The 12938-nt window shown below is 62.9% G+C and carries 12 protein-coding genes and 1 riboswitch; of the genes, 8 read left to right on the forward strand and 4 right to left on the reverse strand.

The genetic code is table 11. The features are described 5' to 3' along the window. Position 1 precedes the first annotated feature (1 nt). The 4 genes from FP2506_RS07895 to FP2506_RS07910 all read left to right on the forward strand — a co-directional run bounded on the left by FP2506_RS07895 (position 2) and on the right by FP2506_RS07910 (position 3441). Positions 2-622, forward strand: a complete 621-nt coding sequence (locus FP2506_RS07895) for a 2,3-bisphosphoglycerate-dependent phosphoglycerate mutase (protein ID WP_007066912.1) — start codon at positions 2-4, stop codon at positions 620-622. A gap of 7 nt (positions 623-629) precedes the next feature. Further along, positions 630-1133 (forward strand): GNAT family N-acetyltransferase, encoded by a 504-nt coding sequence (locus FP2506_RS07900; protein ID WP_007066913.1) that lies wholly within the window; start codon positions 630-632, stop codon positions 1131-1133. 162 nt (positions 1134-1295) lie between these two features. Beyond that, positions 1296-1386: riboswitch (glycine riboswitch) on the forward strand. Between the two features lie 153 nt (positions 1387-1539). Further along, the gene (locus tag FP2506_RS07905; protein WP_040489560.1) at positions 1540-2793 is read left to right on the forward strand and encodes a D-amino acid dehydrogenase; all 1254 of its coding nucleotides are present in this window, start codon (positions 1540-1542) and stop codon (positions 2791-2793) included. 99 nt (positions 2794-2892) lie between these two features. Next, entirely contained in the window at positions 2893-3441 is a 549-nt protein-coding gene (locus tag FP2506_RS07910; RefSeq protein ID WP_007066915.1) for a formaldehyde-activating enzyme, read from the forward strand. An 84-nt stretch (positions 3442-3525) separates the two neighbouring features. Here FP2506_RS07910 and FP2506_RS07915 read toward each other — a convergent pair whose 3' ends face one another. From FP2506_RS07915 to FP2506_RS07925, 3 genes are all read right to left on the reverse strand, one after another. Then, positions 3526-4491 carry a YihY/virulence factor BrkB family protein gene (locus tag FP2506_RS07915; protein ID WP_007066916.1) on the reverse strand — a complete coding sequence of 322 codons (966 nt, stop codon included), beginning with the start codon at positions 4489-4491 and terminating at the stop codon, positions 3526-3528. Between the two features lie 335 nt (positions 4492-4826). Further along, positions 4827-5114, reverse strand: coding sequence for a hypothetical protein (locus FP2506_RS18695; protein ID WP_148227506.1), 288 nt, complete (start codon positions 5112-5114; stop codon positions 4827-4829). 11 nt (positions 5115-5125) lie between these two features. Further along, a complete protein-coding gene (locus FP2506_RS07925; protein ID WP_187289031.1) occupies positions 5126-5908 on the reverse strand; it encodes an SIMPL domain-containing protein in 783 nt (260 codons plus the stop codon). 208 nt (positions 5909-6116) lie between these two features. Here FP2506_RS07925 and FP2506_RS07930 point away from each other — a divergent pair, with 208 nt between their 5' ends. From FP2506_RS07930 to FP2506_RS07945, 4 genes are all read left to right on the forward strand, one after another. After that, positions 6117-6623, forward strand: coding sequence for a SixA phosphatase family protein (locus FP2506_RS07930; RefSeq protein ID WP_007066919.1), 507 nt, complete (start codon positions 6117-6119; stop codon positions 6621-6623). Positions 6624-6717: 94 nt separating this feature from the next. Beyond that, positions 6718-8175, forward strand: a complete 1458-nt coding sequence (locus FP2506_RS07935) for a YcjX family GTP-binding protein (protein ID WP_007066920.1) — start codon at positions 6718-6720, stop codon at positions 8173-8175. Then, positions 8172-9257, forward strand: a complete 1086-nt coding sequence (locus FP2506_RS07940; protein WP_007066921.1) for a YcjF family protein — start codon at positions 8172-8174, stop codon at positions 9255-9257. The genes FP2506_RS07935 and FP2506_RS07940 overlap by 4 nt, the downstream gene beginning before the upstream one ends. Before the next feature lie 102 nt (positions 9258-9359). Then, entirely contained in the window at positions 9360-9893 is a 534-nt protein-coding gene (locus tag FP2506_RS07945) for a hypothetical protein (RefSeq protein ID WP_007066922.1), read from the forward strand. Between the two features lie 118 nt (positions 9894-10011). Here the strand turns inward: FP2506_RS07945 and mutS are convergent, their stop codons facing one another. Beyond that, on the reverse strand, positions 10012-12702 hold the full coding sequence (gene mutS, locus FP2506_RS07950) for a DNA mismatch repair protein MutS (RefSeq protein ID WP_007066923.1): 2691 nt from the start codon (positions 12700-12702) through the stop codon (positions 10012-10014). Positions 12703-12938 lie beyond the last annotated feature (236 nt).

The raw sequence follows: 12938 nt of genomic DNA on the forward strand, positions 1-12938 counted from the left end.
TATGTCGGGCACCCTGGTCCTCGTCCGCCACGGACAGAGCGAATGGAACAAACAGAACCTCTTCACCGGCTGGAAGGACCCGGACCTGACCGAGCTTGGCGTGGAAGAAGCGAAGGCCGGCGGCCGGCGCCTGAAGGCGGCGGGCTATACCTTCGATCTCGGCTTCACCTCAAAGCTCAGCCGCGCCCAGCGGACTATGAAACTTATCCTGGAAGAGATCGGGCAGACGGATCTGGACGTCACCGAGAATCTCGCACTCAACGAACGCGACTACGGCGATCTCGCCGGCCTCAACAAGGACGACGCCCGTGAGAAGTGGGGCAAAGAGCAGGTTCACCAGTGGCGCCGGTCCTACGACGTGCCACCGCCGAACGGCGAGAGCCTGAAGGACACCGGGGCGCGGGTCTGGCCTTATTATCTGCACGATATCCAGCCCTCGGTCCTGCGAGGCAACACCGTTATTGTATCGGCCCACGGAAACAGCCTGCGCGCCCTTGTCATGGCGATCGAAGGCATGACACCGGAAGAGATTCTGAAATACGAGATCGCGACGGGCGTGCCGATCGTCTACAAGCTCAACGCCGATTCTACCGTTGCCGAAAAGACCGTCCTACAGGCCTGATACTGCGATGTCTGGCGCGCATGAGGCCCCCAGGATCCGTTCCGTTCGAGAGGGCGACGCCGATGCGATCTGGCGCATCGTCGCGCCGATTATCCGAGACGGGGAGACCTACGCACTCGAACGTGACATGAGCCGGGCAGAGGCCCTCGCCTACTGGTGCGGTGATGACCGTAGGACCTTTGTCGCCGAGAGCGAGGGCGCGATCCTCGGAACCTACTATCTGAAGCAAAACCAGCCGGGGGGTGGCTCGCACGTCGCCAATTGCGGGTACGCCGTCGCCGCGGAGGCCCGCGGTCGCGGCATCGCGCGCGTAATGGCGGAGCATTCCCTTAACGAAGCGCGAGACTGCGGCTTCAAGGCGATGCAATTCAATTTCGTGGTCGCGACGAATACTGGCGCTATAGGGCTTTGGCATTCGCTCGGCTTCACAACCGTCGGCAAACTCAACGGCGCCTTCGCCCATCCGCGCGAGGGCTTCGTTGATGCTCTCGTCATGTGGCGCAATCTCTGACGATCGCATGCGCCGCAAGATCCTGTTTTCGACGGCTCAATCGGGCGAAAAGAGATTCCGCAAAGCCTGCTGACAGAAGCGGGTAACATCCCTCTCATCGTTCCCACGACGCGTCCAAAATCGCTTGATCGAACCTCTCTATCGGCCTATGGTTTATGGGTATCGTCACCGCCGGGAGAGTTCGGCCGCAAGGCCGGCGCCGAAGGAGCAACCGCCCCGGAATCTCTCAGGCTTAAGGGACCGGTGGTGGCGCAAAACGTCCGAAGAGCGACCGTTCGCCGTTGACGGTCCGCCGAAGGAGAAAGCTGTCGATCCGCGGTGGGCGCGGTCACAGCGAAACTCTCAGGCTCGTAACGGACGGGGCGTAGGGATGGGCGGGATCGACCTCCGCGCCCTGTATCTCGCTATGCAGACAATCGCAGTCATCGGTGCCGGCATCACCGGCATTACCACTGCCTACAAACTGATCCGCCGCGGCTTCGATGTAACGGTCTACGACCGCCATCCATACGCCGCCATGGAAACCTCCTTCGCCAATGGCGGACAGCTTTCGGCCTCGAATGCCGAGGTCTGGAACAAGCCGTCGACCTTCCTGAAGGGCCTGAAATGGATGCTGCGCAAGGATGCGCCGCTTCTCATCCACCCAGCGCCGAGCTGGCACAAACTGTCCTGGCTCGCCGAGTTCATGCTCGCCGCCCGGAACTACAAGGACAACACGATCGCGACGACACGCCTCGCGATCGAGGCCCGGCATCATCTCCTGGATATGGCGTCCGACGAGGGCTTTTCGTTCGACGCCGAGACCCGCGGCATCCTCCACATCTACGAGAACCCCTCGGAATTTAACGAAGCTAGGCGCGTCAACGAGCTCCTGAAGCGCGGCGGGCTGGAACGGCGTGCAGTCTCGCCCTCAGAGGTCGCCGCGATCGAGCCGACGATCCACGGCCATTTCGTCGGCGGCTTCTACACCGAAAGCGATTTCACAGGCGACATCCACCTTTACACCCGCAACCTCTCGGACGCCTGTGCCAAGCGCGGCGCTCGTATGGCCTACGAGCATGCGGTCGAAAGCCTGGAAGCGTTGCCAGCAGGCGGTGTCTCCGTGATCGCAACAGGACCCGACGGCGAAAGCCGGCGCCGGTCGTTCGACGGTGTCGTCGTCTGCTCGGGTGTCGCAAGCCGGCGCTTCGCAGCCCAGCTCGGCGACCGCGTGAACGTCTACCCGGTGAAGGGCTATTCGATCACCGTTCACCTCAACGACGCGGAAAGCCGAGAGAGCGCCCCCTATGTCAGTCTCCTCGACGACCACGCCAAGATCGTCACCAGCCGCCTCGGCGCGAACCGCTTCCGGCTCGCCGGAACGGCGGAATTCGCCGGCCTCAACAAGGACATCAAGGAGGCCCGCATCCGACCGCTCGTCGATTGGTGCCGCAAGCGCTTCCCCGGCGTCTCTACCGAGGAGGTCACGCCGTGGGCGGGCCTTCGCCCAATGATGCCAAACATGATGCCCCGCGTCGGCGCGGGCCGCCGACCTGGCGTCTTCTACAACACCGGTCACGGGCATCTCGGCTGGACGCTGTCTGCGATCACGGCGGAGATGGTCTCCGGTGAGATCGAGACTGTGGCCCGCTCGCGGAAAGCGTTTCCGGTCGCGGCCTGAGCCAGGTGCCTTTCCGCAGAAAAACCCGCCGCACGATTGCCGTGCGGCGGTGCGATCTGGTACCCGCCCCTCGGCACCCAGACATAAAGCGGAGTATCCATGTCCGATCGTATCATCATGCGCACTGGTGAAGCCCTCGTCGCCGGAGGGCCTCCGGGGACGGCGGCCGAGCCCGAGGTCGTCATCGGCGAACTCGACGGCCCGGTCGGCACGGCGCTCGCCACACTCACCGGCGACCAGGTCGCCGGCCACAGCCGCGTGTTTGCGCTACTCAACACCGACATCATGGTGCGTCCGGTCACGCTCTGCACCTCGAAGGTGACCGTCGACAATCTGAAATACACCAACATCCTGATGGGCACGGTGCAGTTCGCCATCGCCAACGGCGTGCTCGACGCCGTTCGCGAGGGCCTCCTACCGAAGGACCGGGTGAACGATCTCGGCATCATCTGCTCGGTCTGGCTGGCGCCAACGATCGTCGACGTCGACGACCTAGACCACAAGGTTCTCTTCGACATCCACCGCAAGGGCATGACGAATGCCATCCGCAAGGCGATGTCGAACGAGCCCTCCATCGACTGGCTTCTCGAAAACCAGGACAAGATCACCCACAAATACTACCAGCAGGGCCTCGACGGGAAAATCTGATCTTCGTTCCCTGATCCGAACACGAGAACGCCGCCCGAAGCCAAGCTCCGGGCGGCGTCTTCGTTTCCGCCAGGGGAAAGCCGATCAGTCCCTGTTGCGGAGCGCGGCGATCTGGTCGGCGAGTTCGGCCTTCCGGTCTCCGGGCTCGCGTTCCTCGCCGACGGTCGTGTCCTCGGCGGTCTGGTGTTCGAGCTGTGCGTTGAGCTCGGCGCCCGCGAGGAGGATGATCATCATGATCCACGTCCACATCAGGAAGACGATGATTGAGGCCATCGAGCCGTAGGTGGCGTCGAAGTTCTTCACGTTGGACGCATAGAAGCTGAAGGCGATCGAGGCGATCACCCAGCCGAGGATCGTCAGCACCGCGCCCGGCGTCAGCCATTTGAAGGTCGGTGAGCGCCGGTGCGGACCGAAGCGGAAGAGGCCGGCGATCCAGGCCATCGCCAGGAGCGCCAGAACCAGAGGTGGTACGACTAAGACGAGGATCGTGACGCCTGCCGGAAGCGGCAGAAGAGACAGGACCGAGGGAATCACGACGAGCGTGACGATGGCCAGGATCACGAGAACGATACTTGCGACTACAAAGGCCATAGAGATGAGGTTCTGCTTGATGAAACCGCGCTCGTCCTTCTCTTGGTAGGCGATATTCATCGCCTTGAAGAGCGCCTTCACGCCCTTGGTCGAAGAATAGATCGACAGGAGGATCGAAACCGCGAAGGCGATCGATAGGGAGGATTCGGTTTGGCTCGTCAGCCGTTCGAGCTGTGAATGGATGATGCCGAGCGCACCGGCAGGCACGATGCCCTCGAGGTTCGACAGCTGCGCCTGGATCGTCTGGGGATCGGCGACAAGACCGTAGATCGCCACCAGGGCAGTGATTGCCGGAAAGAGCGCGAGCAGGATGTAGAAGGTTATCCCGGCCGCAACGAGCGTCACACTGTGCTCGTCGAAGCGATCCTTCACGCGCATTAGTACGTCTTTCCAACCCGCGGCCGGCATCTCGGCGGGTGACGCGGCGTGGCGGCCTGCGCTCGTCTGCGTACTGCTCATTATTCGATCCCGTATCCTCTCGCGTCCCAAATTTCGCTTTCGCCGCTGCGCGACCTCAAAATATCCCTGCGAAACCAAGTCGAAGGTGGCGCGGCGGTTCCCGCACCAAGATCGGGTTGGGACCGGATTTCATACAGCCGGCAAATGGAGGCGCAAGGCGACCAAACCGGTCTGGACGCTGAATGATCGATGAATGAGCGTTTCCAAAAGGGTTCACATCATCCGTGCGATCTTCGAACCATTGAAACGCGGACCAGAGGACGACACCCATGCTAGCCAGCTTCATCCGCAATGCTTGCCTCGCCGCAGCCGTTTCCCTTGGCGCCATCGGCGCGTCAGCCGCACCCGCGGCCGCCAATGGCATCGGCTTCGGTATCACCATCGGAAGCGGGCACGTGCCATCGCACTATCGAAACGGGCGCGGCTATCGTGCCCACCATTCGCGCGGCCATCGGGCTTACGGCTGCAGCCCCCATCGAGCCGTCCGAAAGGCGAACCGCATCGGCGTTCACCGCGCCCGAGTAATCCGCGCGGGCCATCGCGGTATCGCTGTCGCCGGTCGCTTGCGAGGCGACCGTGTGATCGTACGGTTCGGCAATCGGCCTAATTGTCCGGTCCGTCACATCCGTGGCCTCTAATCCGAATTGCGAATGGAAAAGACGATTTCGATCGATGCGGAGCGGATAATCTCGCCAGCTTCGATCGGTACCCCGCCCCCGCCGCTGTCAGCTGCCATGCGCATCTGCATCATTTCTGGCTGGGGCCCGCGATAGGCCGAGGGCTCAGCGATCGAGACGATCCGGTCGATCGAGACATTGGCAGCCTGGGCATAGAGCTCGGCCTTTTCACGCGCATCCTCGACGGCGCTTCGCCGCGCCTCTGACAAGAGCTCCTCATCGTCGGCGATCGTGAAGTTGACGTCCCCGCCCTGATTGACGCCGAGTTCGATCGCACGATCGAGATACGCGCCCACATTCGCGATCTCGCGCACCGTCACCGAAAGCGTGTTGCGCGCTTCGTAACCGACGATCTCATTAGACCGCCCGCGACCCGGCTGCGTCTCGTCGGCTTCGCCATATTGCGGGAAGATCTGGATGGTCGCCGTCTGGAGATCGCGATCCTCGGCGCCGAGTTCGCGCATTCCGCCGATGACCTCCCGCATCGCTTCGCTCGTCGCGTCGACCGCCGCCTTCGCGCTCTCGCCCTGGCGGAGCACCGTGAAACCGAGAATGGCTTCGTCGGGCCTGGCGCTCACCTCGCCGTAGCCGGTAACCGAAATCGTGCCGCGCGCAGGATTCTCGGTGATATTCGCCTGAGCCGTCGCCGGCTGCACGCCACCGATGGCCGGCAGGGCTAGAACGCAGGCCACCGCCATCAAGCCGAGCCGGCTTTGCATGACACCGTTGAGTTTCGTCATTTCCATTCTCCTCGAACCGCAGTTTACCCGGATGTTCCGGAGAGGTTCATCGACGGCAGAAGCTGCTTTGGAACCAAGACGTTTTCGCGGCACCGAAAAACGTCACCCACCAGCATGGTGAACGGGTCTCGCCGCGAAGACCCGAAGACGGATTGCCGTCGCGCACGGTTCGGCCTATTCCAGTCTCATGGTATCAGTGCCGCTTCGATTGTTCGTTCTGAGACACGCCCATTCCTCTTGGGCTCTGCCTGGTCAGCGGGATCACCAGCGTGCCCTCGACGATCGGGGGCGTCAGGACGCAAAGCGGCTCGCGGAGGCGATCGAAGCTGAAGGCCTTTCCATAGACCGCACCCACTGCTCGTCGGCGACCCGCGCGAAGGAAACCCTCGAGATCATCGAACCGGCATTTAAGTCGATCGGCGAGACCGTAATGTCGGACGATCTCTACGCCCTCGGGCCGGAGGCCTACGTGTCGGCGATGTGCGCCAACCCGGACGCAAGCACCGTTCTCATCATCGGCCATAACCCGATGATCGAAGACTTCTGTCTCTCTCTCGTCGCGGAAGACAGCAAGGCCTGGTTCAAGCTGCGCGAGGGGCTGCCCACCTGCGGCTTTGTCGAATTCGCGGTGACGGAAGGCGATGACGGGTTCGAGACGCTGAAGAACGGCGGCGGCACCATGCAGCGTATCCTTCTTCCGCGCGAGATGGCCTGACGCCGAAGTGCTGATCGCTGGCTCGTCGCAGCCAGCGAGGGCTTCACCTATATGCAGCCCCGAACAAAGGCTCCAGCCAGCAGGCCCCCACTTCATGGCATCATTCGCCGACGAGGCACGGATCGCGTTCGACAACCTCGCCGACAGAACATCCGATTTCTTCCATCCGACAGTCAGGCTCGGTGTGACGGGACTATCTCGGGCCGGCAAAACCGTCTTCATCTCCGCGCTCGTGCACAATCTCCTGCACGGCGGGCGGTTGCCGCTATTCTCGGTCCATGCGGAGAACCGCATCGGGCGAGCCTATCTGGAAGAACAGCCGGACGACGCTGTGCCGCGCTTCCAGTACGAGGATCACATTCGGCGCCTTCTCGATGAGCGGGACTGGCCAAACTCGACGCGTGCGATCTCCGAACTGCGGCTCACTGTCGAGTTTCAATCCGCGTCCGGCTGGTCGCGCATGTTCTCGAGCGGTAAGCTTTCGATTGATATCGTCGACTATCCCGGTGAGTGGTTGCTCGACTTGCCGCTGATCGACAAGAGCTTCGCCGATTTTTCTCGCGAGTCGATCGCGCGCGCGCGCCTGCCGGGTCGCCGGGACATTGCCGGCGCATTCCTCGAAATGATCGACGCCGTCGATCCGAAGTCGCCAATGGACGATCCCACGGCCCAGCGCCTCAGCCGCGCCTTTTCGGCGTATCTGACGGCGGCCCGCGCCGACAATACGGCGTTGTCCACACTACCCCCCGGCCGTTTCCTGATGCCGGGCGATCTCGAAGGCTCACCTGCCCTTACCTTCGCACCGCTTTCGGCAGCGAAAGGCGAGCCATTCCCCAAAGGTTCTCTCGGCGCGATCCTCGAAAAGCGTTACGAGGCGTACAAATCGATCGTGGTAAAACCGTTCTTCCGCGAACACTTCGCCCGGCTCGATCGACAGATCTTGCTGGTCGACGCGCTGCAGGCGATCAATGCCGGCCCCGAGGCGGTTCGAGATCTCGAGATCGCGCTTTCCGATATCCTCCGATGCTTCCGGCCGGGCCGATCGAGCTGGCTCGGCTCGCTGCTCAGCCGCCGGATCGACCGCATTCTTGTCGCAGCGACCAAGGCAGACCATCTTCATCGCGAGAGCCACAGGCGACTGGAGGCGATCGTGCGCCGGCTAGTCGAAGGCGCGGTAAAGCGCGCCGACTTTTCAGGCGCCGACACGCAGGTCATCGCAATGGCTGCTATCCGTGCGACCCGCGAGGCCCGAATCGAGGACAATGGTGACGACCTGCCCGTCATCGTCGGCGTGCCCCAAGCGGGGGAGACGATCGGCCGCGAGACCTTCGACGGCAAGACGGAGACCGCCGTCTTCCCCGGCGACCTGCCGAAGGACCCGACCCCGCTCTTCATGGATGCCGACGGCCATGCCAAGCGAGCAGACCCGATCCGCTTCGTCCGCTTCCGGCCTCCCAAGCTCGAGCGCACCGAAGAAGGCCTGACGCTGTCTCTGCCGCATATTCGGCTCGACCGGGCTCTCGAATTCCTGCTCGGAGATCGCCTACGATGAGCCGAACCGATCCACCGGGCCGCCGCCCGCAGGCCTTCCGCGCTCCGGGGGACGGCGACGAACCGCAGATGCGTACGAAGGAACAGGAACGGTCGGGCCGCATCCCCCGTGCGATCAACCGGATCGAGACGCTGGAATACGAGCCAGACGAGGCCATCGATGACGATCTGCGGGAGACCTTGCCGCCGGTCGCCACACGGTCGCGCAGGAGTTTCTCCTTCGGCAAGATCGCGCTCTTCGCTTTCGGTGCACTGATCTCCCTCTCTATTGGTTTGTGGATTGATTCTCTCGTCAGCGATCTCTTCGCCCGCTACGACTGGCTCGGCTGGACCGCATTGGCAGCGGCCGCGATCCTCCTTCTTGCAGTCCTCGGCATCGTCGTTCGCGAAATCCTCGGCCTCATGCGTCTGTCGGCAGTCGAGAAGGATCGCCGCGAATCTGAGGCCGCGTTTCACGCCAATTCGCGAGATGCTGCAGAGCAGGCGGTTGCGCGGTTGTCCTCGATTGTAGCGGCCCGACCGGAAACGCTCTCCGGGCGTACCAAGCTAGCTGATTTGAAAGACGAGGTCGTCGACGGCGCCGATCTCATTCGGATCGCCGAGCGGGATATTCTCGGGCCACTCGATGCGCAGGCGATCGCGCTGGTTCTCGCGACCTCGAAGCGCACATCGGTCGTCACGGCCGTCAGCCCGAAGGCGCTGGTCGATATCGCCTATGTCCTTTTCGAAAGCGTAAAGCTGATCCGCCGCATGTCGGAGCTATACGGTGCGCGTCCCGGCACGATCGGCCTGATCCGTCTCACACGGAATGTCGTCACCCATCTCGCGGTCACCGGAACGATCGCGATAGGCGACGATATCGTTGGCCAGATGCTGGGCCATGGCATCGCCGCCAAGCTTTCGGCGCGGCTCGGAGAAGGCATCGTCAACGGCCTTTTGACTGCCCGGATCGGCCTTGCGGCAATGGACCTTTGCCGGCCGTTTCCCTTCATGACGACCGAGCGTCCGAAGCTTCGGGATGTGCTTGGAGAACTGACCAGCTTTGCCTCCCGGCAACAGTCGAATCGAAACAGAGAGCACTGAAACACTTTTGGAATTGTCGCTCCGGCAAGGCTCGGTTAACCATTCAAGCTGATAGTTGGCGCATCGTATTGAAGCGTTCCAAGCAGCCCGGAAGGTTAGTCTATGTCGCGCCTGAAGACCCTCGGCCTCGCCACCCTCATCGCCTTCGGAACGCTTGCAACCGGTCCTGCTGCTGCGAGTGGAGACAAGCAGTTCTTCCGTCAGGTCGTCGGCAAGTGGACGGGTCCGGGTGAGATCGTCGCCGGCAAGTACAAGGGTACGAAATTCAACTGCACATTCGACGGCCTCGAGCACACCCAACGCGTTGGCATGGTGCTCGACGGCTCCTGCCGCGTCGGCCTCTTCGCCCAGCCAATGCGGGCGGAAGTGGTTCAGTCGGGTCGCAGCTATCGCGGCGCCTTCCAGGATGGCGCAAAGGGCAAAGGCCTCGATATCGTCTCCGGCGAAGTGCAGGGCAACAAGATGGTGGTCGGGCTAGACCGCGCCCAGCTGAAAGGCGCGATGGTCGCCCGTCTCGCCAGCCAGGACCAGATGGCGATCACAGTTTCGGTACGCGTCGCCAACCAGCTGGTGCCGGTCATCGGCATGAACCTCAAACGCTCCGGCGACGTCCGTCAGTCACAGCTCGGACGCTAGTCTTCGACTGACGCTGAACTTACTAATCCGTTCACAGTATCGAAGTTTCGAGATCACTCGGGCGCTCATCGCGGCGCCTTTGCTGTTTCGGCGTCGGGATGACTGCAACACGAGGGTTTCATTCTTTCGCCGCGATAGCCTTCAGCCGGTATAGAGCTTCCAGTGCCTCGCGCGGTGACAGGACGTCCGGGTCGATCGCCTTGAGGGCATCGGCGACCGGATCGACCGCCGCAGCGGCCTCTTCGTCCGCCGCGCGCTTCACCGCAGCCGAGAACAGCGGCAGATCGTCGAGGAACGTGCCGCGCTTTTCGCCCTGATCGGTGCGTTCGAGTTCGGCGAGCACGGCTTTTGCCCGTGAGACGACGGATTTCGGCAGACCGGCGAGCTTTGCGACCTGGATGCCGTAGGAACGGTCCGCCGAGCCTGGCCCGACCTCGTGCAGGAAGACGACGTCGCTCTTCCACTCCTTGACCCGCATGGTGACGTTGGATAGCCGCGAAAGGCGCTCCGACAGCGCGGTCATCTCGTGAAAGTGGGTGGCGAAGAGCGCCCGGCAACGGTTGACCTCGTGCAGGTGCTCGACCGCCGCGAACGCGATCGAGAGGCCGTCATAAGTGGCGGTCCCCCGGCCGATCTCGTCGAGGATGACAAGCGCCCGCTCGCCGGATTGGTTCAGGATCGCGGCCGTCTCGACCATCTCGACCATGAAAGTCGAGCGGCCTTCCGCGAGTTCGTCCGACGCGCCGACGCGGGAAAAGAGCCGGTCGACAATGCCGATATGCGCCGCACCTGCAGGAACGTAAGAGCCGATTTGGGCAAGGATCGCGATCAGCGCGTTCTGGCGCAGGAAGGTGGACTTGCCGCCCATGTTTGGGCCGGTCACAAGCCAGATGGCGCCAGCTTCGGAAGCGGCACCTGGTGGAGAGAGATCGCAGTCGTTGGCAACGAAACTCGAGCCCTGTGCCGCGGCGAGAGCAGCTTCCACCACAGGATGACGCCCGCCTTCCACTTTGAAGGCGAGGCTGTCGTCCACCTTCGGACGTACCCAGTCCTCAGAAACTGCGAAATCGGCGAGGCTCGCGGCGACGTCGATCGCACCGAGCGCGGCAGAGGCGCGCTGCAGCCGGTCGGCTTCGGACACCACCGCGTCCCGCAGCCGGTCAAAGGTCTCGAGTTCGATCCGGAGCGCGTCCGCCCCCGCGTTGACGATGCGCTCCTGCAGTTCGGCGAGTTCGCCAGTGGTAAAGCGCATTGCCGACGCCAGCGTCTGCCGATGGATGAACCGATCCGCGTTTTCGCCCGCCATCAGCGTCTTGCCGTTCGCCTCGTTCACCTCGATGAAGAAGCCAAGCACATTGTTGTGCTTGATCTTCAGGCTGCGAATGCGGGTCTCTTCGGCAAGCCGGCCCTGGAGCTCTGCCACGAAGCGCCGGGCGTCTTCCCGCAGCGTGCGGGCTTCGTCGAGTTCAGGCAGTGCACCAGCGCGCACGAAGCCACCGTCGCGCTTCAGGAGCGGCGCCTCGTCGTCGAGAAGCTCCTCCAGCACGGTGCTGAGATCGGCTGGCAGGGCAGCGAGTTCGGCACGGCAGTCGGCGAGTTCGGGGGGCAACTCGCCTTGAAGCGCGTCCGCAATTGCCGCCGCACCACGAAGGCCAGCTCGGATGCCGAGAAGATCCCGCGGGCCACCGCGATCGAGCGCGAGCCGCGAGAGGGCACGTTCCATATCCGGCAAACGGGCGAGATGGGCACGGGCTTCCGAGCGGAGGCTGACATCTTCGATGAAATGGCCGATCGAAGCCTGGCGCTTGGCGATACCGTCAGCATCTGTCAGCGGGCTCGAAAGACGGCTGGCGAGAAGCCGTCCGCCGACACCGCTTTTCGTGCGGTCGATGACGCCGAGAAGACTGCCTTGTCGCTTGCCCTGTGCCGATCGGGTGAGTTCGAGTGATGCACGCGTCGCGGGATCGATCTCCATCGCCGCACCGGCCAGCTGACGCTGCGGGCGTCTCAACGCCGGGCGCGCATCCAATTGCGTCTTGCCGAGATAAGCAATCAGCCCGGACGCCGCCGAAAGCTCGGCCCGCGAAAAATCGCCAAACCCGTCAAGGGTCGAGACGCCGAAGAACTTCGCGATCCGGTCTGGCGCAGTCGCGACATCGAAATAAGCTCGCGGCTCGGGCCGCGCCCGCTTGCCGAAGCGGCGGACAAGGCCGGCAAGGCGCTCATCACCATATAGATCGTCGGAGACCACGAGTTCGGACGGCTCGATGGCCGAAATGTCGGCCTCCAGCCGGCCCTCGTCCGTCACGCCAAGACGGAAATCGCCGGTCGAAAGATCGGTCCAGGCAAGAGCATACTCGGCGCCCTTAGCCTTGCCGCCGAGCCGGGCGACAGTCATCAGATGGTTGCCCTGCCCCGGCTCGAGCAGCGTTTCCTCCGTGATCGTCCCCGGAGTGACGAGCCGCACGACGTCGCGCTTCACCACAGATTTCGAGCCGCGCTTCTTCGCCTCCGCCGGATCTTCCAGCTGTTCGCAGATCGCGACGCGATGGCCGAGCGAAATCAGCTTCTGAAGGTAGTCGTCGGCTGCATGGATCGGAACACCGCACATCGGGATGTCGTCGCCGAGATGCTTGCCGCGCTTCGTCAGCGTAATACCAAGCGCGCGAGAAGCATCCTCCGCATCATCGAAGAACAGCTCGTAAAAGTCGCCCATTCGGTAGAACAGCAGACAATCCGGGTTAGCGGCCTTTATCTCGATGTACTGCGCCATCATCGGCGTCGGGGCGGTCTCGGGCGCAGCTGACATGTTCGCTCGGTCGGACAGCGGTTACGGGTGCGAGGGGGATGGTTCGCGCGTTTGGTGCATCTTTTAGACATGCCGCCCAATGGGCGAAAGGTGCAGCGGAGATTGGCTGCGACCCTTTCAACGATTTTGCGCGTCGGGTCGAACGAATTGTGCGAGATCCATTGCGACTTGTTTGCAACGGTGCGCGAACAACCCGTTTGGTGCCGCCCGCCGCTCAACTTATCTACACAATGAGG

Origin of the sequence: Fulvimarina pelagi HTCC2506 (assembly GCF_000153705.1) — a bacterium.
In the GTDB taxonomy this organism is placed as follows: domain Bacteria; phylum Pseudomonadota; class Alphaproteobacteria; order Rhizobiales; family Rhizobiaceae; genus Fulvimarina; species Fulvimarina pelagi.

What these genes read in the sequence shown, in the direction of transcription:
- FP2506_RS07940 (WP_007066921.1), top strand. Translation starts at nt 8,172, where the DNA reads ATGAGCCGAACCGATCCACCGGGCCGCCGCCCGCAGGCCTTCCGCGCT.
- FP2506_RS07915 (WP_007066916.1), bottom strand. Translation starts at nt 4,491, where the DNA reads ATGAGCAGTACGCAGACGAGCGCAGGCCGCCACGCCGCGTCACCCGCC.
- FP2506_RS07925 (WP_187289031.1), bottom strand. Translation starts at nt 5,908, where the DNA reads ATGACGAAACTCAACGGTGTCATGCAAAGCCGGCTCGGCTTGATGGCG.
- FP2506_RS07900 (WP_007066913.1), top strand. Translation starts at nt 630, where the DNA reads ATGTCTGGCGCGCATGAGGCCCCCAGGATCCGTTCCGTTCGAGAGGGC.
- mutS (WP_007066923.1), bottom strand. Translation starts at nt 12,702, where the DNA reads ATGTCAGCTGCGCCCGAGACCGCCCCGACGCCGATGATGGCGCAGTAC.
- FP2506_RS07905 (WP_040489560.1), top strand. Translation starts at nt 1,540, where the DNA reads ATGCAGACAATCGCAGTCATCGGTGCCGGCATCACCGGCATTACCACT.
- FP2506_RS07895 (WP_007066912.1), top strand. Translation starts at nt 2, where the DNA reads ATGTCGGGCACCCTGGTCCTCGTCCGCCACGGACAGAGCGAATGGAAC.
- FP2506_RS07910 (WP_007066915.1), top strand. Translation starts at nt 2,893, where the DNA reads ATGTCCGATCGTATCATCATGCGCACTGGTGAAGCCCTCGTCGCCGGA.
- FP2506_RS07945 (WP_007066922.1), top strand. Translation starts at nt 9,360, where the DNA reads ATGTCGCGCCTGAAGACCCTCGGCCTCGCCACCCTCATCGCCTTCGGA.
- FP2506_RS07935 (WP_007066920.1), top strand. Translation starts at nt 6,718, where the DNA reads ATGGCATCATTCGCCGACGAGGCACGGATCGCGTTCGACAACCTCGCC.